The organism is Novosphingobium subterraneum (assembly GCF_000807925.1).
Taxonomy (GTDB): domain Bacteria; phylum Pseudomonadota; class Alphaproteobacteria; order Sphingomonadales; family Sphingomonadaceae; genus Novosphingobium; species Novosphingobium subterraneum.
Genome location: NZ_JRVC01000002.1, coordinates 129417 through 147760, shown reverse-complemented (window position 1 = coordinate 147760; position 18344 = coordinate 129417). Strand labels below are relative to the sequence as shown.

The window sequence follows — 18344 nt, the reverse complement described above, 5'->3', positions numbered from 1 at the left end:
AGAATGGTCTCTTCTGCAACGGCATTCCCCTACGGAAACCCGCACTTTTAATTATCCGGTTGACAAAGAATTGCTGAAGTTATGTCCTGTCTCCAGGTCACCCGCGGTTAATGACGGGGGCCGCTGGAGAGAGAGGTCTGACTATGAGGGGCAAGCTTTCCCTGCTTGCGGGCGTGTGCGCCGCAGCCGTCGCTACACCGGTTTTCGCCCAGAGTGCGCCGCAATCCGCCGATGAAGGCATTGGTTTGCAGGAAATCATCGTTACTGCGCAGCGCCAGGCCCAGTCACTGCAAGACGTGCCGATCGCGGTTTCTGCATTCTCAGCTGAGAACCTGACGAAACAGCAGATCCAGAACTCGACTGACCTGCAGCTTTCGCTGCCAAACGTGACATTCACGAAGACGAACTTCACGTCCTCCAGCTTTACCATCCGCGGTATCGGTGACTTGTGCGTCGGCGTCTCCTGCGACGCCGCGACTGGCATCCATCTCAATGACATGCCGATGGTTTCCAGCCGACTTTTCGAAACCGAGTTCTTCGATCTCGAGCGTATCGAGGTGCTTCGCGGGCCCCAGGGGACGCTGTTCGGGCGAAATGCGACATCGGGCGTGGTCAACATCATTACAGCGAAGCCCGACCTGTCAGGCTTCGGTGCTGCAGGCGAGGCTGACTACGGAAAATATAACTCTGTCCGGCTGAAAGGTATGGTTAACGTCCCACTGGGCGAGACGCTGGGCGTCCGCGTGGCCGGCATGTATAATCGTCGTGACGGCTATACCTACAACATCGGCACAAACAGCCGTATCGACGGTCGCGACATGTACGCATTCCGTGGTTCGCTCCGCTGGGAGCCAAGCCCCGATACAACCATCGATCTTTCGGCATACTATTTCCGCGAAAACGACAATCGCAGCCGCATCCAGAAGCAGCTTTGTCATCGTGATCCGACCGGGGTTCTGGGGTGCTTGCCCGACAAGCTTGCAAACGAGACGACAAACGCAGACTCGACCCTCGCCTCGCTGCTCTCTTCGCGGGAATTCCTTGGCATTGCCGTTTCACCAGCGTTTGCTGCGCTTGGCCTCGGCAGCATCTACAGCAACGACGGTGACGCCAATACCGGTGTGGTTAATCCGGCAGACGTCCGCACTGTCGATATCGATTACCTGCCGACCTATTTCGCGCAGGAAGAAGTCTACCAGGGCAAGCTGCAGCAAAGCCTTGGCACCGGCCTGACGCTGAACGTCACGGCAGGGTTCTCGCGAAATACGGTCCGCAGCCGTTCTGACTACAACCTCGCCACGCAGCGCAGCCTGGTCGGCAACCCAGGTCTGGCCGCTCTAGCTGCATTCGCACAAAGCCCGACGCTGGGCTTTGCCTTCGCCCCGATTGCGGCAAGGCTTATCCCCAACGGTCCCACCGGAAAGATCTGTCAGTCCGACATCGATCCGAACAACGTCGGCGTCTATGGTGCTGGCAACAAGGCAGTCTGCGCCAACACGTCGCTTGATTTCGACGAGTCCGGACAGGAATACAAGCAGTACGCTGCCGAGGCGCACATTGACTCCGATTTTGACGGGATGTTCAACTTCCTGATCGGCGCAAATTACCTGCGTGGCATCACGACGAACAACAATTACTACGTCAATTCATTCGGTCTCGATTATGCGGCGGGCCTTCTCGGCGCGGCGGCAGCAGCAACTGGTGCATTCGGTCCCCAAGCTGTATTCCGTCCTTCGCCCTTCTTCCGCAGTAACACGGCTCGGGGTACGCTCGACAGCTACGGCATCTTCGGTGAGACCTACTTCAAGTTCAATGACCAGGTTAAGCTGACGCTTGGCCTGCGTTATAACCACGACAAGAAGTTCACCCGGGCACGCACCACCTTGCTCAGCAATGGCCTGTCGAGTGAGTTCGCTGGCGGTGGTGCAATCTACGCTCCCGTGGGGGCACAAGCGCTCGAAAATGCCTTGAACTATGCAACGGCTGGCGACTTCGACAAGGGTACTGCTGGCGTGCAGGCATTCCAGGAACGCTCGGTCAGCTTTGGCAGATTCACCGGCCGTGCGGTGCTCGATTACCAGATCAGCCCGGACAACCTGATTTACCTGTCATACTCGCGCGGTTACAAGTCAGGCGGTATCAACCCGCCGCTTTCGGTCGGCTCGGTCAATGACTCGTTCAAGCCGGAATCGGTCGATTCCTTTGAAATCGGGTCGAAGAACCGCTTTGGCGCCCTGCAACTGAACCTCTCGGCGTTCTACTATCGCTACAAGGATCTGCAGCTCAGCCGCATCACCGCGCGTACTTCGGTCAACGACAACATTGACGCGAATATCTATGGCGTTGAAGCAGAAGCAATCATGGCTCCGACGCGGAACCTGCTGGTCAACCTGTCGGCCAGCTATCTCAAGACCAAGGTGGTAGGCGATCAATTCTTCGTCGATACCCGTGACGTGTCGGCGGGGCGCTCGGACACCGTGATCATCAAGGACATCACGCTTGGTTCGAACTGCGCCGTAACCGGCGTCAGCGCTGCGGCGGCAAATGGCTTCGTAAACGCCATCAACGCCGGTGTCGGCCTGCGTCCGACCACCCCGATTCCCGGCACGAACACCACTGGCGCGTTCTCTATCTGCGGTGCGCTTGCAGCGCAGGCGGCTGGCGCCGCTGGTGCCGCCTTCGGTGGCATCCGGGTCAGTTCGGGCATCGAAAAGAACGTCCGGGGCAACGAACTGCCGCAGGCGCCGGAGTTCAAGTGGTCGGCTGGTATCCAGTACACCATCGAGATGGGCGACATGTCGATCGTACCGCGTTTCGACATCAACTACACCGGTGAAAGCTACGGCACGATCTTCAATGGCAACATCAACCGGATCAAGGGCTACGAGGTCATGAACGCCCAGATCCAGCTGAACGGCCGCGATGATCGCTGGTACCTGCGTGGCTACATCCAGAATATCACCAATAACAACGCAACGACCGGTCTGTACGTGACGGACCAGTCTTCGGGGCTGTTCACCAACATCTTCACGCTGGAGCCGCGCCGCTACGGTGTGGCTGCCGGCTTCAAGTTCTGACCTTCGACGTCGAACCAGACGCGAAAACCTTGCGCCGGAGCCTTCGGGTTCCGGCGCTTTTTATGTCAAGTCAGTCGAACGCCGCCTGAGGGACCCCGCTGCCGTCGTACACCGGTTGCTTCTGGACCACGCGATACTTGTCGACCTCTGCACCGGTCATGCCGGCCTCTGCAAGGTAGCCGGCCATGGCGCGGTAAAGTGGCCCTTCGAGATGTTCGGCCAGCGCCTCGATGCTGTCCCATTCCTCAAACACCCAGATACGGTCAGGCTTGAGCGGATCGGCATTCCAGACATAGTAGATGCATCCGCGCTCCTCGTACGTCGGCAGTATGAATTGCGCGCCACCGCGAACAATCGCTGCCGCATCCTTGCCTTCAAAGTCGATCCATCCCCACAGTGTCACCCTCTCCACGCCTGCTCTCCTTGTTCGTGATGACAAAAAGCTAGGCGCGCATACGCCAAGGCGGAATTGGCGTTTCCATCAGGTCTGGCTGATTGGGAGGTGGTGGACGCACTAGGGCTCGAACCTAGGACCCGCTGATTAAGAGTCAGCTGCTCTACCAACTGAGCTATGCGTCCGTACCCGGCAAGGGGCCGCTTGGTGGCGGCGAGGGGAAGGCGATGGTGGTGGACGCACTAGGGCTCGAACCTAGGACCCGCTGATTAAGAGTCAGCTGCTCTACCAACTGAGCTATGCGTCCATGCCATCAGGCATTCCCGTTCGGGAGCCGCCCCAATAGCGATTTTATCAGCCCTGCCAAGCCCCAAATTTGCGTTTTTCAGGACAGGCTTCGTTGGCCTGACCGGCTCCAGCGCTCCACGGCCATGATCGATCCGATGCAGATCATGTTTGTCATCATGGAGGATCCGCCATGGCTCATCCAGGGCAAGGGAATACCGACCACCGGTGCGAGGCCCATGACCATCATCAGGTTGATGCACATGTAGAAGAAGATCGTCATGGTCATGCCCGCTGCCAGCAGGCGTGAGAATCGATCCGGTGCCCGGTTGGCGACCTTCAGGCCCCAGCGGAAGATCAGGCCGAACACGATCAGCACGAAGAGGCCGCCTACCATGCCCCACTCTTCAGCCATCGTCGCAAACACGAAATCCGTGTGCGCTTCGGGCAGATAGTTCAGGTGGCTCTGCGATCCGTTGCCGAACCCCTTGCCAATGATCCCGCCCGAACCGATTGCGATTTTCGACTGCGTGATGTGGTATCCGGTGCCAAGCGGGTCGCTTTCCGGATCGAGGAACACCAGCACGCGATTACGTTGATAATCGTGCAGCAGAAAAAAGAAGGCGAGGGGCGCAGCGATCAGGCCAGCGGCACCCGCGCCAAGAAACCAACGCAACGGCAGGCCTGCAAGAAACATCACCATCACCGCGCCGAAACTGATCGCAAGGCCCGTGCCCAGATCGGGCTGCAGCATGACCAGACCTGCCGGAACGGCAAGCAGTATGACTGCGGGCACGAGTCCACGCCAGCCCTGGGTCTCGCCGATGGGAAGTACGGAGTAGAACCACGCCAGCACGAGCACGATGCCGGGCTTCATCAGTTCCGAAGGTTGCAGCGTCATAAAGCCGAGGTTCAACCAGCGCTGACTGCCACCACCGACGCCGCCGATCAACTCGACGAGGACCAGCAGCAGACATAGAACCACGTAAACCGGCATGGCCATGCGCCTGAACAATTCCTGTGGCAGACGGGCAATGACCATCGCCATCACCAGGAAAACCGCAAAGCGCAGCAAATGCGACATCGACCAGATTTCGAAGCGCCCACCCGCAGCCGAATCCAGCACCGCCGCACCAAAGGCAACCAGCGCGATAAGAGGAAGCAGGACGCTCCAAGGCTGTCTGGCTATCGCCGCCGGTACGTAGGCGCGCGGCATTATTGCACACCCGCGGATACGGAAGGCGCAGTATTCGGCGCAGCCGGTTGCAGGACGACAACGGGCGGCGGTTGTTCAGGTTCAGGCCGGGGCGCCGCAGCGTCAGTCTGTGCGGTTGCTGGTTCTTCCGCTGTCTTTCGGCCATCCTCTACCCGTTCGGTCAACGATTCGTCGTCCGGCACGGTCTTCGGGGCGGTCTCCCCATACTTGGCGGCAAAAGCGTTGTATCGTGAAGACATGCGCTGCTGCACGTTGCCGCCCCACTGCTTCTCGAACTCCTCGAGCACAGCCATCGCCTTGCCCGGAGCAAAGATGTAGGTCATGACATCGCGCGCGATCGGATAGGCGGCTGCCGAACCGCCGCCGTGTTCGATCACCACCGCGCAAGCGTATTTCGGCTTGTCGAACGGTGCGAAGCAGATGAAGTGCCCATGGTCGCGGTACTTCCAGGCCCCGCTCTTGCCGTTGGCAATGTTGAGACCGACCACTTGCGCGGTACCGGTCTTGCCGGCAAGCAGCACGTTGTCCACCGGCAACCGTGCCCTGCCGGCCGTGCCACGGCCATTGACCACCTCGCTCATGGCCGCATGAATGTAATCAAGGTGTTCCTGCGAGAAACCCATCGACTTCACAGGCGGAGCATTACGATCCAGCAGCAGTCGCGGCATGACTTCACGCCCTGATGCGATGCGCGAAGCCATGACAGCCTGCTGAAGCGGATTGACCAGCATGTACCCTTGGCCAATCGTTGCGTTCACGGTGTCGTAAAGGGCCCACTCCTTCTTGTATTTGCGAAGCTTCCACGCCGGATCGGGAACCGTGCCATAGGATTGGCCGGGGTAGGGCATCGGGAATTCCTGCCCAAGCCCCAGCCTGCGCGCCATCGCAGCGATCTTGTCCATCCCGATCTGCTGCGCGAAATGGTAGAAATACACGTCGCAGGACTGGTAAATTCCCTTGGCCATGTCGACCGTGCCGTGGCCGCGCCGGTTCCAGCAGTGGAACACGCGATTGCCAACACGCAGGCCGCCACCGCACCCAACGCTCGCATTGGGATCGAGCCCGGCCTCAAGGAACGATAGTGCCACCATCGGCTTGACGGTCGATCCCGGCGGATACAATCCTCGTAGCACCTTGTTGCGCAGCGGCACGTGGTCATCTTCGGACAGCATCTTCCACTCGACACGGCCGATGCCGTCGGAGAAGCTGTTGGGATCGAAGCTGGGCATCGATGCCATGGCAAGAACGTCGCCGGTCTCGCAGTCCATGACCACGACTGAGCCTGATTCCAGTCCGATGCGTCGGGCAGCATAGTCCTGAAGCCCCGCGTTGATCGTCAGGGCAATCGGTTTGCCCGGCACGTCTTCGCGAGTGCCGAGATCGCGAACGATACGCCCGGAGGCGGTCGCTTCGACGCGGCGGGCTCCGGGCACCCCGCGCAGCCGAGCCTCGAAGTGCTTCTCCAGCCCGTCCTTGCCGATCTTGAAGCCGGGGGTGATCAGGAGTGGATTGCGTTCCTTCTCGTAGTCTTCGGCTGATGCCGCACCCACATAGCCCACAAGATGTCCTACTGACGCGCCGGCTGGATAGTACCGAGAATAGCCTCGTTGCGGGATGACGCCGGGCAGTTCCGGCAGACGGACCGAAACCGCTGCGAACTTGTCCCAGTCCAGACTCGAGGCGACTTCAACGGGCTGAAACCCCCGTGCCTTGTCGAGCTTGTCGCGGATATCGCGCACCTTGTCGGGGGCAAGTGACAGCAAGCCTGCCAAGGTGGCCATTGTCCTGTCCGGATCGTCGACCCGGTCAGGAATAAGATCGACGCGAAAATCAGCGCGATTTGCGGCAAGCGCCTTGCCAAATCGATCCAGCACCCAACCCCGGCGCGGTGGAATGAGCGTGAGGTTCACGCGGTTGCTCTCGGATGCGGCCTCGTACTTCTCGTTCTGCGCTACGGCAAGATAGCCAAGCCGCGTTGCCAAAAGCAGGCCCACGCCGCCCTGAAGCGCACCCAGCACGAAGCTGCGTCTCTCGAACCGATTGGTCAGGATCGCCGAGGTGACCGGCAGCCTTTGCCGCATGGTCAGATCCTCTTCAGCGGAAGCAGGCGGATACGGTCGAGCAGAGCCACCAGTCGCGTATTGACCGGATAGAGCACCACCGAAATCAGCAACTGCGGCACGATCACCGTGGGTAGGGGATAAGCCACCGCGAGCCCCGCCAGTGTGGATGTGAGGAAAAGATAGGCAGCAATCAGCGTGCTGGCTGCCAGCCAGTCCTGAACGAAGCCCCGCCACAGGAACTTTTCGTCGATCAGCTCCATGACGAGCATCGTCGCAGACCACAGAACGATGCCCGATCCGAACGGCATGCCAGAGTAGAGATCATCGAACAGTCCCAGCGGCAGGCCGGCCCATAGCGGCAACATTCCGGGGCGCATCATGCGCCAGGCAAGCAGCATCATGTAGGCGAATGGCGGCATCACCGGGGCAGAGGCTATCACCGGTGAGAAACTCGCCATCGATGCCAGCATGATCGTGGCCCATGGAAGACCGATTGCAAGGACTGGCCAAGGCTCGCGATTGATCCGCTTTCGCGCGATCTCTTCCGGCGTTCCGCGCAGCGGGCCGAGCATTACGGCTCCCCTGCGGCGGTTTTGGCGCCACGTTCCTCGATTGCCTCCATCTCTGTACGAGCTGCCGCGCTGTAGGCGGGCTCGACGATGACGAATTCGTTGTCCGCGGGATCTGCGGCGAGATGGCCGATGGCGCCGTCGCGATGCGGGTCAGTTGCCACCGCCACGGGGATGCCGGGCGGATAGAGCCCGCCGGACCCCGACGTCACGAACACATCGCCAGCCTTTACCGGATTGATGCCCTGGTTGATCAGGCGGATGTCTATGCGGCCGTTGGAGGCCCCTTGAACAAATGCCGTCAGCCCATCGCGGGCTCGCTTTACGGGAACGACGTTCTCCGGATCTGTGACGAGCAGCACGCGTGCCGTTCCTGGACCTGCTTCAACAACGCGGCCGATCAGGCCCGACGCCGCCCGCACCGGGAGTCCTGGCCGGACACCGCTCGATGTTCCGGCGTCGATGATCGCATAGCGCCGCGTACTGGCAGCGGTCGATCCGATCAGTCGCACAGTGGCGATCGGCTTGCGTTGCGGATCGACGATACCGAGCAGGGCCTTGAGCCTGCGGTTCTCATTCTGCAGCGATTGCATCGACACCGCGTTGGCACGTGCCGCCTCTACCTCCCGGCGAAGCTCGGCATTCTGGCGGCCGGCATTGAAGTAGGCTCCGATCGCAGCGAACACGCCCTGGCCGGTAGTCCGCCCGGTCGCGCCGGCCCGTCCGACTGGTCGGGCGACTTCGGCAGCTGCGCTTCGCGCAAAAGAGAATGCATCCGGATTTACGAGCGAAGTGATGAGCACGGCAACACCGGCCACGACGCCCAGAATGGCGACAACGTAGCCGGTGAAGATTCCGTACTGCGCCCTGCGCGAATAGCCCGGGCGCCGGTCCTGCGACCGCGCCATCCGTTCAACCCCTTCAATCCGACGCATGGAACCGCGCCGCGATGCAACCCGTGTGCCTCAGCAATACTCGAAATGCCTCAGGCGGTCATCAGCACGCCGCGGTAAATCTGGTCTTCCATGGCGCGACCGGTGCCGAGCGCCACGCACGACAGCGGATCTTCGGCGACGCTGACAGGCAGGCCGGTTTCCTCGCGCAGATGCTCGTCGAGACCGCGGATCAGCGCGCCACCACCGGTCAGCACGATCCCCTGGTCGACAATGTCGGCAGCAAGTTCAGGCGCCGTGTTTTCAAGCGCGATGCGCACGCCTTCAACGATCGCGCCGATCGGTTCGGACAGGGCTTCAGCAATGTTTGCCTGCGTGATCGTGATTTCCTTCGGCACCCCGTTGACCAGGTCACGTCCCTTGATGTGGATCGTCTCGCCGATGCCGTCGGCCGGGGCCGTGGCAATACCGTAGTCCTTCTTGATACGCTCCGCCGTGGCTTCACCGATCAGCAGGTTATGATGACGGCGGACATAGGAGACGATCGCTTCGTCCATCTTGTCACCACCCACGCGCACCGAGGTGGTGTAGGCAAGGCCGCGCAGCGAAAGGACGGCAACCTCGGTCGTACCGCCACCGATGTCGACCACCATTGAACCGACCGGTTCGGTTACCGGCATGTCGGCGCCGATCGCCGCAGCCATCGGTTCAAGAATGAGGTAGACCTGGCTGGCACCCGCATTGCTGGCCGCGTCGCGAATGGCGCGGCGCTCGACGCTGGTGGAACCCGAGGGCACGCAGATCACGATTTCGGGATAGCGCAGGAGGCTCTTCGACCCGTGAACCTTGCGGATGAAGTGCTTGATCATCTCCTCGGCCACTTCGATATCGGCAATCACGCCGTCGCGAAGCGGGCGGATCGCCTCGATGTTGTCGGGCGTCTTGCCCATCATCATCTTGGCATCGTCGCCCACGGCCTTGACCCGCTTGATCCCGTTGATCGTCTCGATGGCGACGACGGAAGGTTCGTTCAGAACGATGCCGCGATCCTGCACATAAACCAGCGTGTTGGCCGTGCCGAGGTCGATCGCGATGTTCTGGGAACCGAACTTGAAGAATCGGGAAAAGATCGAAGCCATCTAAGAATCCGTGATAATCTGCGGTTTGGCGCACGGGCACGCGCCAGACCCCTCCAGAAAGTGCGCCCGGGAAGGCGGCTTCCTAGCAGGCGCTTGGCGCAAAGCCCATGGGTTTGTGCGGGATTGGACGGATAACTTCACCACTTGTCTCGAAATAAATCGGCTTCGGCGCTAGTCGTGTCAGGACCATGCGAGTCATCCGCCGCCTTCCCGAAACGCTCATCAACCGCATCGCCGCCGGAGAGGTGGTCGAGCGCCCTGCAAGCGCGCTCAAGGAGTTGGTTGAAAACGCCATCGACGCCGGCGCAAGCCACCTCCACGTGCGCCTGTCCGAAGGTGGGCTGGCGATGATCGAGGTGTCGGACGACGGGTGCGGCATGCGGCCCGACGAGATCGAGCTCGCGCTCGAACGTCATGCCACGTCCAAGCTCCCAGACGAGGCGATCGAGATGGTCGAAACCCTCGGCTTCCGTGGAGAAGCCCTGCCATCAATCGCCTCCGTCGCTCGCATCACCATCGAATCCCGACCGCTAGGCACCGCCGATGGCTGGAAGCGCGTGGTCGATAACGGTGTTCTCGTGTCAGAAGGACCTGCTGCGCTTCCCCCGGGGACGCGCGTCCGGGTGGAACAACTGTTCGAGAAGATCCCCGCGCGCCGCAAGTTCCTGCGCAGCCCGCGTTCGGAATGGGCGGCCGCTTCCGACGTCGTTCGCCGCCTCGCCATGGCCCGGCCTGACATAGGCTTCACCCTGGAACATGATGGCCGCCGCGCGCTTCATGTGCAGGCCGGAGACACGCTCGAGGCGCGGGTCGCTCAACTCGTTGCCCGTGAACTGGCCGGAAATTCCGTCGAGGTGGACCTCTACCGGGGTGATTATCACCTCACCGGGATAGCCGGATTGCCAACCTACAATCGCGGCGTTGCCGATCACCAATATCTCTTCGTGAATGGGCGCCCTGTGAAGGATCGCCTGCTGATCGGTGCGGTGCGTGGTGCCTATGCCGATATGCTGGCACGCGATCGCCATGCAGTCCTTGCCCTGTTCCTGCAGGTCCCGGCGAGCGAAGTTGACGTCAATGTCCATCCCGCCAAGTCCGAAGTCCGTTTCCGCGATCCGGCCCTCGTGCGCGGCATGGTTGTCTCTGGCCTGCGCCATGCGCTGTCCACAGGCGATCAGCGCAGTGCGCAAGCTCCTTCGGCAAGCGCAATGGCGGCTTGGCAGGCAGAGCCGATCGTGCCGTCACCCCCGCCCGGTGCGCAGGGAAGCATGTTCTCGCAGCAATGGCGCCCGGAGGCGCTCGTGAGCGAGGCTGGGCAAGCGTGGCGTGGCTACGAGCAATCCGTGCTGGCGCCGCCTCAGGCGCGAGCCGAAGTCGCCGTCGAACCGGTCACTGAATCTGCACGGCATCCCCTTGGCGTTGCCCGTGGACAGATCTCCAACACCTATATCGTTGCAGAAGCGGAAGACGGTCTCGTGATTGTCGATCAGCATGCGGCGCATGAACGTCTCGTCCTCGAACGGCTGCGTGCTGCCGGGGCAGGGCAGGGCACTGCACCCGCTCAGGCGTTGTTGATCCCGGAAGTTGTCGAGCTTGAAGAAGTCGCGTGTGACCGGCTGGAAGAAGCGTCGCCCAAGCTTGCCGAGTTCGGTCTCGCGCTGGAGCGCTTCGGGCCTGGCGCGATGCTGGTACGATCCGTCCCTGCGGCCTTGGCCAAGGGGGATCCGGCACAACTCGTGGCGGATGTGGCAGATGACCTAGCGCACCATGGCGATGCCTTGCTCCTGGGAGAAAAGCTCGATCTCGTCCTGGCGACGATGGCCTGCCACGGTTCGGTGCGGGCAGGGCGGACATTGTCCGTCGTGGAGATGAATGCCCTCTTGCGCGAAATGGAAGTGACACCCCGCTCGGGGCAGTGCAACCATGGCCGTCCAACATGGGTCAAGCTGGCCCATGCCGACATAGAAAAGCTGTTCGGGAGAAAGTGATGCTGCACGCCAAGGCGCAGATTGCCGTGTTGTCCGCCATGGTTCTCGGACTTGCCTCTTGTTCAGACAAGGAGCCGACCGATGCCGAGGCGATTGCCGCAGTGGAGGCAGCGCAGGACGGCAAGCCACCGGTCAAGCCATTGGCGCTGCAGCCAATCCTCTACCCGGATATCAGCCAGAACAAGCTCCACGGCACCGGCTGTGCATTCGTCGCCGAAGGCGGCGGCCTTGGGGCTGTCCTGTTGGCGCAGGATAAGCGCGGAGTTATCAAATATGGCGACCACATCCAGGTTCTTGCGCCTGATGCCGGTTCTGCAAGGATGCCGAAGGGCAGCTTTTCGCGTTATACCGGCAAGGAAAATGCGGTCACATTAACGGCTGACGGCCCGGTCACACCCGTAGGCACGACCGAACAGTTCAAGGGCAGGATGATCGTGACCGACGCGTTCGAGCGCCCGGTCTATGAAGCGACTGGTGACGTTCAATGCAAGGCGATCTGACCCGTCAGGTAGTAGCCTTCTGGTCCCGTACGCGGATCAGTCCGATGGATTTCATGGTCATCACGACCACACCGTCCTGATTATAAACGCGCACGTTCGAGCGGAAGCTCCCCATTTCCGGACGCGACGCGCTCCGCTTCTTGTCGACGATTTCCGTTTCGACCGAAAGCGTGTCACCCGGATAGACAGGCTTCAGCCAACGTATCTCGTCAAGCCCGGGTGACCCGAGGCCAGCCTGCTTTTGTTCCTTCAAATTCTCCACCAGCATCGCCATGGTCATCGCGCAAGTATGCCAGCCGCTGGCTGACAGCCGACCGAAATGGGTCTGCGCCGCCGCCTCGTCGCTCAGGTGGAACGGTTGCGGGTCGTACTTTGACGCAAAATCGATCACTTCCTCTCGGCTGACGGCATATTTTCCGAACCGCTGGATCGCGCCGGGCTCGATATCTTCGAAGTACATCATTCGGTCAGGTTCGCTGCGTCGAGCCATAAAGTCAATCGCGCGATTAAATGCTGATTGCCCGCAAACCCATGGCTGGCGGGGTAGGGTCCGGAATGATCCGGTACCGCGCAGTGATGATGCTGAACACGCCGAAGAGCAGAAGCCCTGCTGCCACGAACTGGAAGCCAGTCTCCATGTCTCGCAAATTGTTGATGCCTTTGCCCAGCGAGACGACCTCTTCGCTCTCGCCGAACCATGCGGTGCGCAGCAGTGACCACCCGATCAGGGCCATCACCACAGCCCGTGCAGCATGGCCGGCACGGCCGATCCAGCATGTGAAGCGAGGCGCTCGCGAAGAAACATGGCGCATGAAGCCCGCCGTAACGGCGCTGCGTGCCTGGAATATTGCTGCAATCAGGATAGCTACGCCAATAATCCCGAGAAGAGTGCTGCCAAAGGGGAAATCAAGCACGCCACTAGCCATCTGGGCGGACGAATCTTCACCTGCACCACGTGCTCCGCTGGCTATCCGTGCGGCTGTCCAGGCAAGGCCAAGATGGATCACGGCGCTGGCGAGATAACCCACTCTCGATGCGCGCCCCTTCCAGGATGTGCCCTTGCGTTCGATATCGAACAGGGCTGCGGAAAGGCGATAGAGTGCGTAACCGACCAGACCTGCGGATGCGATGTAAAGGACCACCGGTCCACCCGGAATGGCATTCAGCACGCGGAAGATGTCGCCGGCACCATCGTCAATGTCAGACTTTCCCGCTGTGAGCGCGAGGTATCCCAGCAGGACGTAGACAAGTCCGCGTGCGGCAAATCCCACTCGGGCCAGCCAAACCACTTTCTCCGACTTGTCGACCACCAGCGCGTTCCTCTTTCCAGTTCGGGCATGGAACGCGCCGGAGGCCAACCGGTGCCGGGCCGGTCAGTTCATTGTCGGCATGAAAAGCATCCACAAGGCCATGCCGACCATGACGACATTCTCGGTGAGTGACACAAAACCGAGCGGGACGCGCCCCGATCCACCCACGCAGGCACACTTGAGCTCGCGCTTCTGGACATAGACTGCGTAGAAGACCGAGATGCCGCCGATGGTGCCGATGAACAGGGCAATCGGGATGGATAGCCAAGGCAGTGCCCTCGCTGCCATCAACACGCCGGCCAAGGCCTCGCCGAATGGATAGAGATAGGCATAGGGAACCCAGCGCCTCGCGAGCAGGTCGTAGCCAAGGAACATGGTCGCAAACCGGTCGACGTCCTGCAGCTTGAGCATGGCCAGAAGCGCCATGGCGAAGGCGATGAACCATTCGATCGCCCTTCCAGTGAACGGCGTGCCAAACGTCGCAAAGCTTATCGCGAGCGCCAGCGCTCCGGCGATCGCGAAAACGGCCAGAACAGGAACGTAGCTCGTGGCATCAGGATCGGCGACTTTCAGGCCAAGGAAGCGCCGCGTATCGTCATGCCCGCCAATGCGTTGTCCGTTGATGAACACTTGCGGCGTAGTCTTGACGTCATGAGCCTGCTTGAAGGCATCGGTCTCTTCTCGGGTGCGGAGCCAGTGGTCTTCGACCTCATAGCCTTGGCGTTCGAGAAGATGTTTCACCTTCACGCCGTAAGGACAGATGTGCGTTGGCATGACCATGCGATGCAGCACGGCGGTTCGATTCGGGGTGTATGCTTTTGTCATGAAGCTGCCTATAACTTGCGTACCATGGTACGGAGTCAAGCGATATGGCGATGACGATTTCCGAACTCGCCAGAAGCGCAGCCGTCGGGGTCGAGACGGTGCGCTTCTATCAACGCAAAGGCCTGTTGGATGATCCCCGGCCAGCCCGCAGCGGAAGGGAGGGGCGCAGGCACTATGGCCCCGATGATTTGCGGCGTCTGCGCTTTGTGCGCAGCGCCCAAGGCGCCGGCTTCACTCTCTCGGAAATCGCCGAATTGCTCGCACTCGATGCCGGGCATGACCGACCGCGCGCCCGACAGATGGCAAAAGCACGTCTGGAGGCGATCGATCAGGAGATCGCGCGCCTTGAGACGGCGCGACAATCGCTTCGCAAGCTTGCCCGAGAATGTGCAAAAGGCGACGCCGGACCGTGTCCGATCATCGCCGCCTTCGAGAACTGAGGCTCAGACGTTGAACTTGAAGTGGAGGACGTCGCCGTCCTTCACCACGTATTCCTTGCCTTCCTGCCGCAGCTTGCCCGCATCGCGCGCTGCGCTTTCGCCTCCGAGGCTGACGAAATCGTCATAGGCGATGGTCTCGGCGCGAATGAAGCCGCGCTGCATGTCGGAGTGAATTTCCCCCGCCGCTTCCGGAGCCTTTGCGCCAAGATGCACGGTCCAGGCGCGCGCCTCCTTTGGGCCGACGGTGAAGAAAGTGATGAGATGCAGCAGGTCATAACCGGCGCGGATCACGCGGGCGAGGCCGGTCTCATGCAGGCCCATTTCCTCAAGGAAAACCGAACGCTCCTCCGGATCCATGCCGACCAGTTCGGATTCGATCGCCGCCGAAACGATCACCGCATTGGCGCCCTCGGCCTTGGCCTTTGCGAACACGCGGGCCGAAAAGGCGTTGCCCTCCGCTGCGCTCTCTTCCTCGACGTTGCAGACATAAAGCACGGGCTTCGCGGTCAGCAACTGGGCCTGCCTGAACACGCGCGCTTCCTCGTCATCCTTCGGCTGGGTCAGGCGCGCAGGCTTGCCCTCGCGAAGCAGTTCCAGAGCCTGGCCAAGCACCGAGGCAATGACCTTCGATTCCTTGTCGCCCGCCTTGGCCTTCTTCTCGGCGGCCGGCACGCGCTTTTCCAGGCTCTCAAGGTCCGAGAGCATCAGCTCCGTTTCGACCGTTTCGGCGTCCGAGATCGGATCGACCTTGTTGTCGACATGCTGAATGTCATCGTTCTCGAAGCAGCGCAGCACATGGACGATGGCGTCAACTTCGCGGATGTTGCCGAGGAACTGGTTGCCAAGGCCTTCGCCTTTCGACGCGCCGCGGACGAGCCCGGCAATGTCGACGAAGCCAAGCTGGGTCGGGATGATCTTCTGGCTGCCCGCGATCTTGGCGAGAGTGTCGAGACGCGGGTCCGGGACGCCGACATTGCCGACATTCGGCTCGATCGTGCAGAACGGATAGTTCGCCGCCTGCGCCGCCTGTGTCTCGGTCAGCGCGTTGAACAGCGTCGACTTGCCGACGTTGGGAAGGCCGACGATCCCGCAACGAAAACCCATCTTCAAACTCCTTGGCTGGCCGCGCCTTTAGCCGGGCGTGCAGCATTTGGAAACCTTCACGGAAATTTCAGGGATTGAAGGCACTAAGTGCTTCATCCGTGGAGAGATTGCGATGAAGAAGCTGGCCTTCCTGACCTTGCCGCTGCTGCTGGCGGCTTGTACCGACAGCCCGCAGGAGCGCGCCGATCGGGCTCGCAAGGCTTTCGCTGCGCACGACTATCGCGCCGCTCAGGTGGATCTGGCCGCTGCGCTGGAGGCCAACCCGCAGGATCCCGCGCTGCTTGAACTCCATGCCCGCAATGCCCTTGCCATGGGAGACGGCATTGCCGCAGGTGCATCCCTGGCGAAGCTTCCCGAAGGTCGGCGACCGGCCGACTTCGCACAGCTTTCGGCAGAAGCGCTGCTGCTGCGTGGCCTGCCGGAAGATGCAATTTCGGCTTTGGGCACGGACACGTCAGCCGCGGCTCACCGCATCCGCGCTCTTGCCCTGCTTGCCAAGGACGATCGCGAAGGGGCCGCAAAGGCCTTTGCCGCTGGTGCTGCCGGGAGGGCCGATGCGCGCTTGCTGGCCGACTATGCGCGTTTCAGTCTCATGCGTGGTGATATAACGCAGGCCCGTATTCTGGCCTACCGGGCGAAGGCGGCAGACGCGGCGATGATCGATGCGCTGCTGGCCGATGCCGAAGTCGCGACCGCCGAAGGCCGCCTTGCCGAAGCCCTGTTGGCATACGATGCGGCGGCAAAGTCCTACCCTGGCAATCTGGCCGCCTTGGCCGGCAAGGCCGCCGTGCTCGGCGATCTCGGACGGACCAAGGAGATGGACAAGGTCCTTGAATCGCTTGCAGAAGTGAAGGGCGGGGGGCAGGTCGCCTATCTTCAGGCGCGTGCTGCCGCAGCGCGTGGCGATTGGGCTACCGTTCGAAGCGTCCTCCAGGCAAACGAAGCGCAACTGACCGACAAGGATGAGGCGACGGTTCTCTATGCGCAGGCACTCGTAGCGTTGAAGCAGCCTGAGCAGGCTCGGGCCAAGCTCCAGCCTCTGCTTACCCGTAACCCCGGCAGTGCAACGCTCCGCCGCGAACTTGCCAGGGCGCAGCTCGCCGCTGGCGATGCGCGCGGTGCAGTCGAGACGATGCGCCCGTTCGCCGAGGTCCAGACAGCCGATGCCGAGGATCTGCGCCTTCTGGCAAAGGCTGCAGAGGCTTCGGGCGATCCCGAAGCGGCGAGGCTGGCAGAGAAGGCGAAATTCCCGTCAGCGCAGGCGCTGGCGGCTACGCTGGCTCAGGCCGACACGGCAATGAAGCAGTCCAACTGGGGCAATGCCATTGCCGCCTATGAGCGTTTGCTTGCCGTGACTGACGGAAAGAACCCGCTGGTTCTCAATAACATGGCCTATGCCCAGGGAATGGTTGGCAACAAGGCCAAGGCACTGGAATTTGCCGAGAATGCATACAAGGCCGCCCCGACAAACGCTTCGGTGCTTGATACGCTTGGCTGGCTTCTCGTCGAAAGCGGCAAGGACCGGTCGCGCGGCCTAACCTTGCTGCGCGAAGCTGCCGCCAAGGCCCCCGGCAATGCGACGATCGCAGGGCACTTGCGCAGCGCCGAAAAGGGCTGAGCGCAAGGAAAAAGGGAGCCCACGGGTGCAGGCTCCCTTCCTCGAATTTCCGGTTTGATCAGGCTGCGAGAGCCAGGCGACGCGGCGCAGTCTGACGGCGGCGCGCCAGGGCAAGGCCGACAAGACCGATACCGAACAGCCCGAGCATGCCCGGTTCCGGGACAGGCGTACCGCCAGTTGACCCGCCAGTGCTGCTGATCGTGCCCGAACCGCTGGCAGAGCTGATGCCCGGCACGCCGCTGATCGACTGGTAGCGCACATAGAAGTCGCTGAGCGTCAGCGAACTGACCGGCTGCGAAAAGCTCAGCGTGAACGAACCGGTGCCGGTTTCGCCAAGTGTCAGGCCGCCGCTTCCGCCTCCTGCACAGCTCCCGGTCTGGGCATCCTTGAAGCACACGTCCACGGTGCCAATGCCGTTCGGATAGTTTGAATTCAGCGTGGTGTACGAAAATGCACCGGTGCTCGTGGCCGACGAGATGGTGGGATCGGTGTTGAACGCAAAGCTTGAGATACGCGAATCCGTAACCGGCGCGGAGCTGGTGTTGGAAACGCTGTAGTCGAACGTGTAGTCATTGCCGGAAATGCCGGTCAGCTTGAACGTGGTCGAGCCGGTCAGCCCGCCGATAGACGTTCCGCCCGAGAAGCCGTCATAGTTCAGCGTGAAGCTGCTGCCGATATCGCCCGAGCCGAGCGTGACGGAATCGGCAAAGGCAGGTGCTGCTGCCATCATTGCTGCACTGGCAGCGAGGCCCGCGAGAACTTTTCTGAAGGTCATCGAAACTGCTCCCCTGAACCGAAAGTCGGTTAATTGTTAGGTAAGCAACCCCTGTGCCAATTACGGATTTCAGCCATTTGTAATGATTAATAATGTTGAGGTCGTAAGATTTCTCGACATGCTCGCAGACGAAGTTGCTCCGCTTTCA

Annotated in this window: 16 protein-coding genes and 2 tRNA genes; 5 read left to right on the top strand and 13 right to left on the bottom strand. The window is 61.3% G+C overall.

Translation table 11 applies throughout. The features are described 5' to 3' along the window. The first annotated feature begins 143 nt into the window (after positions 1 to 143). Complete coding sequence (locus NJ75_RS02620; protein ID WP_052241876.1) at positions 144 to 3077, top strand: TonB-dependent receptor; 2934 nt, start codon at positions 144 to 146, stop codon at positions 3075 to 3077. 70 nt (positions 3078 to 3147) lie between these two features. Here the strand turns inward: NJ75_RS02620 and NJ75_RS02615 are convergent, their stop codons facing one another. The 8 genes from NJ75_RS02615 to NJ75_RS02580 form a co-directional block, all read right to left on the bottom strand. Continuing rightward, positions 3148 to 3489 carry a putative quinol monooxygenase gene (locus tag NJ75_RS02615; RefSeq protein ID WP_039331218.1) on the bottom strand — a complete coding sequence of 114 codons (342 nt, stop codon included), beginning with the start codon at positions 3487 to 3489 and terminating at the stop codon, positions 3148 to 3150. Between the two features lie 91 nt (positions 3490 to 3580). Then, positions 3581 to 3656: transfer RNA gene (locus NJ75_RS02610), tRNA-Lys, on the bottom strand. A gap of 46 nt (positions 3657 to 3702) precedes the next feature. After that, positions 3703 to 3778 (bottom strand) — tRNA-Lys (locus NJ75_RS02605). 78 nt (positions 3779 to 3856) lie between these two features. Next, a complete protein-coding gene (rodA, locus tag NJ75_RS02600; protein ID WP_039331216.1) occupies positions 3857 to 4972 on the bottom strand; it encodes a rod shape-determining protein RodA in 1116 nt (371 codons plus the stop codon). Continuing rightward, complete coding sequence (mrdA, locus tag NJ75_RS02595; RefSeq protein ID WP_039331214.1) at positions 4972 to 7053, bottom strand: penicillin-binding protein 2; 2082 nt, start codon at positions 7051 to 7053, stop codon at positions 4972 to 4974. The genes rodA and mrdA overlap by 1 nt, the downstream gene beginning before the upstream one ends. Positions 7054 to 7055: 2 nt before the next feature. After that, positions 7056 to 7607: a hypothetical protein gene (locus NJ75_RS02590; RefSeq protein ID WP_039331212.1), complete on the bottom strand. Its 552-nt coding sequence runs from the start codon at positions 7605 to 7607 to the stop codon at positions 7056 to 7058. Continuing rightward, the gene (mreC, locus tag NJ75_RS02585) at positions 7607 to 8539 is read right to left on the bottom strand and encodes a rod shape-determining protein MreC (RefSeq protein ID WP_236727041.1); all 933 of its coding nucleotides are present in this window, start codon (positions 8537 to 8539) and stop codon (positions 7607 to 7609) included. The genes NJ75_RS02590 and mreC overlap by 1 nt, the downstream gene beginning before the upstream one ends. A gap of 50 nt (positions 8540 to 8589) precedes the next feature. Continuing rightward, the gene (locus NJ75_RS02580) at positions 8590 to 9636 is read right to left on the bottom strand and encodes a rod shape-determining protein (RefSeq protein WP_039331208.1); all 1047 of its coding nucleotides are present in this window, start codon (positions 9634 to 9636) and stop codon (positions 8590 to 8592) included. A 188-nt stretch (positions 9637 to 9824) separates the two neighbouring features. Between NJ75_RS02580 and mutL the strand changes: the two genes are divergently transcribed. After that, positions 9825 to 11624, top strand: coding sequence for a DNA mismatch repair endonuclease MutL (mutL, locus tag NJ75_RS02575; RefSeq protein ID WP_039331206.1), 1800 nt, complete (start codon positions 9825 to 9827; stop codon positions 11622 to 11624). Then, entirely contained in the window at positions 11624 to 12124 is a 501-nt protein-coding gene (locus tag NJ75_RS02570) for a hypothetical protein (protein ID WP_039331204.1), read from the top strand. The genes mutL and NJ75_RS02570 overlap by 1 nt, the downstream gene beginning before the upstream one ends. Before the next feature lie 4 nt (positions 12125 to 12128). Here the strand turns inward: NJ75_RS02570 and NJ75_RS02565 are convergent, their stop codons facing one another. From NJ75_RS02565 to NJ75_RS02555, 3 genes are all read right to left on the bottom strand, one after another. After that, complete coding sequence (locus NJ75_RS02565) at positions 12129 to 12587, bottom strand: MaoC family dehydratase (RefSeq protein WP_039331202.1); 459 nt, start codon at positions 12585 to 12587, stop codon at positions 12129 to 12131. 43 nt (positions 12588 to 12630) lie between these two features. Next, positions 12631 to 13434, bottom strand: coding sequence for a DUF1206 domain-containing protein (locus tag NJ75_RS02560; RefSeq protein WP_039331200.1), 804 nt, complete (start codon positions 13432 to 13434; stop codon positions 12631 to 12633). 63 nt (positions 13435 to 13497) lie between these two features. Next, a complete protein-coding gene (locus tag NJ75_RS02555; RefSeq protein WP_039331197.1) occupies positions 13498 to 14259 on the bottom strand; it encodes a MauE/DoxX family redox-associated membrane protein in 762 nt (253 codons plus the stop codon). 44 nt (positions 14260 to 14303) lie between these two features. Between NJ75_RS02555 and NJ75_RS02550 the strand changes: the two genes are divergently transcribed. After that, a complete protein-coding gene (locus NJ75_RS02550; RefSeq protein WP_039331195.1) occupies positions 14304 to 14699 on the top strand; it encodes a MerR family transcriptional regulator in 396 nt (131 codons plus the stop codon). Positions 14700 to 14702: 3 nt separating this feature from the next. Here NJ75_RS02550 and ychF read toward each other — a convergent pair whose 3' ends face one another. After that, positions 14703 to 15803, bottom strand: a complete 1101-nt coding sequence (ychF, locus tag NJ75_RS02545; protein WP_039331193.1) for a redox-regulated ATPase YchF — start codon at positions 15801 to 15803, stop codon at positions 14703 to 14705. Between the two features lie 112 nt (positions 15804 to 15915). On the opposite strand from ychF, the gene NJ75_RS02540 reads away from it, so the two are divergent. Continuing rightward, positions 15916 to 17421 carry a tetratricopeptide repeat protein gene (locus tag NJ75_RS02540; RefSeq protein ID WP_039331191.1) on the top strand — a complete coding sequence of 502 codons (1506 nt, stop codon included), beginning with the start codon at positions 15916 to 15918 and terminating at the stop codon, positions 17419 to 17421. Between the two features lie 58 nt (positions 17422 to 17479). Here NJ75_RS02540 and NJ75_RS02535 read toward each other — a convergent pair whose 3' ends face one another. Continuing rightward, a complete protein-coding gene (locus NJ75_RS02535; protein WP_039331189.1) occupies positions 17480 to 18196 on the bottom strand; it encodes a cistern family PEP-CTERM protein in 717 nt (238 codons plus the stop codon). Between the last annotated feature and the right edge of the window lie 148 nt (positions 18197 to 18344).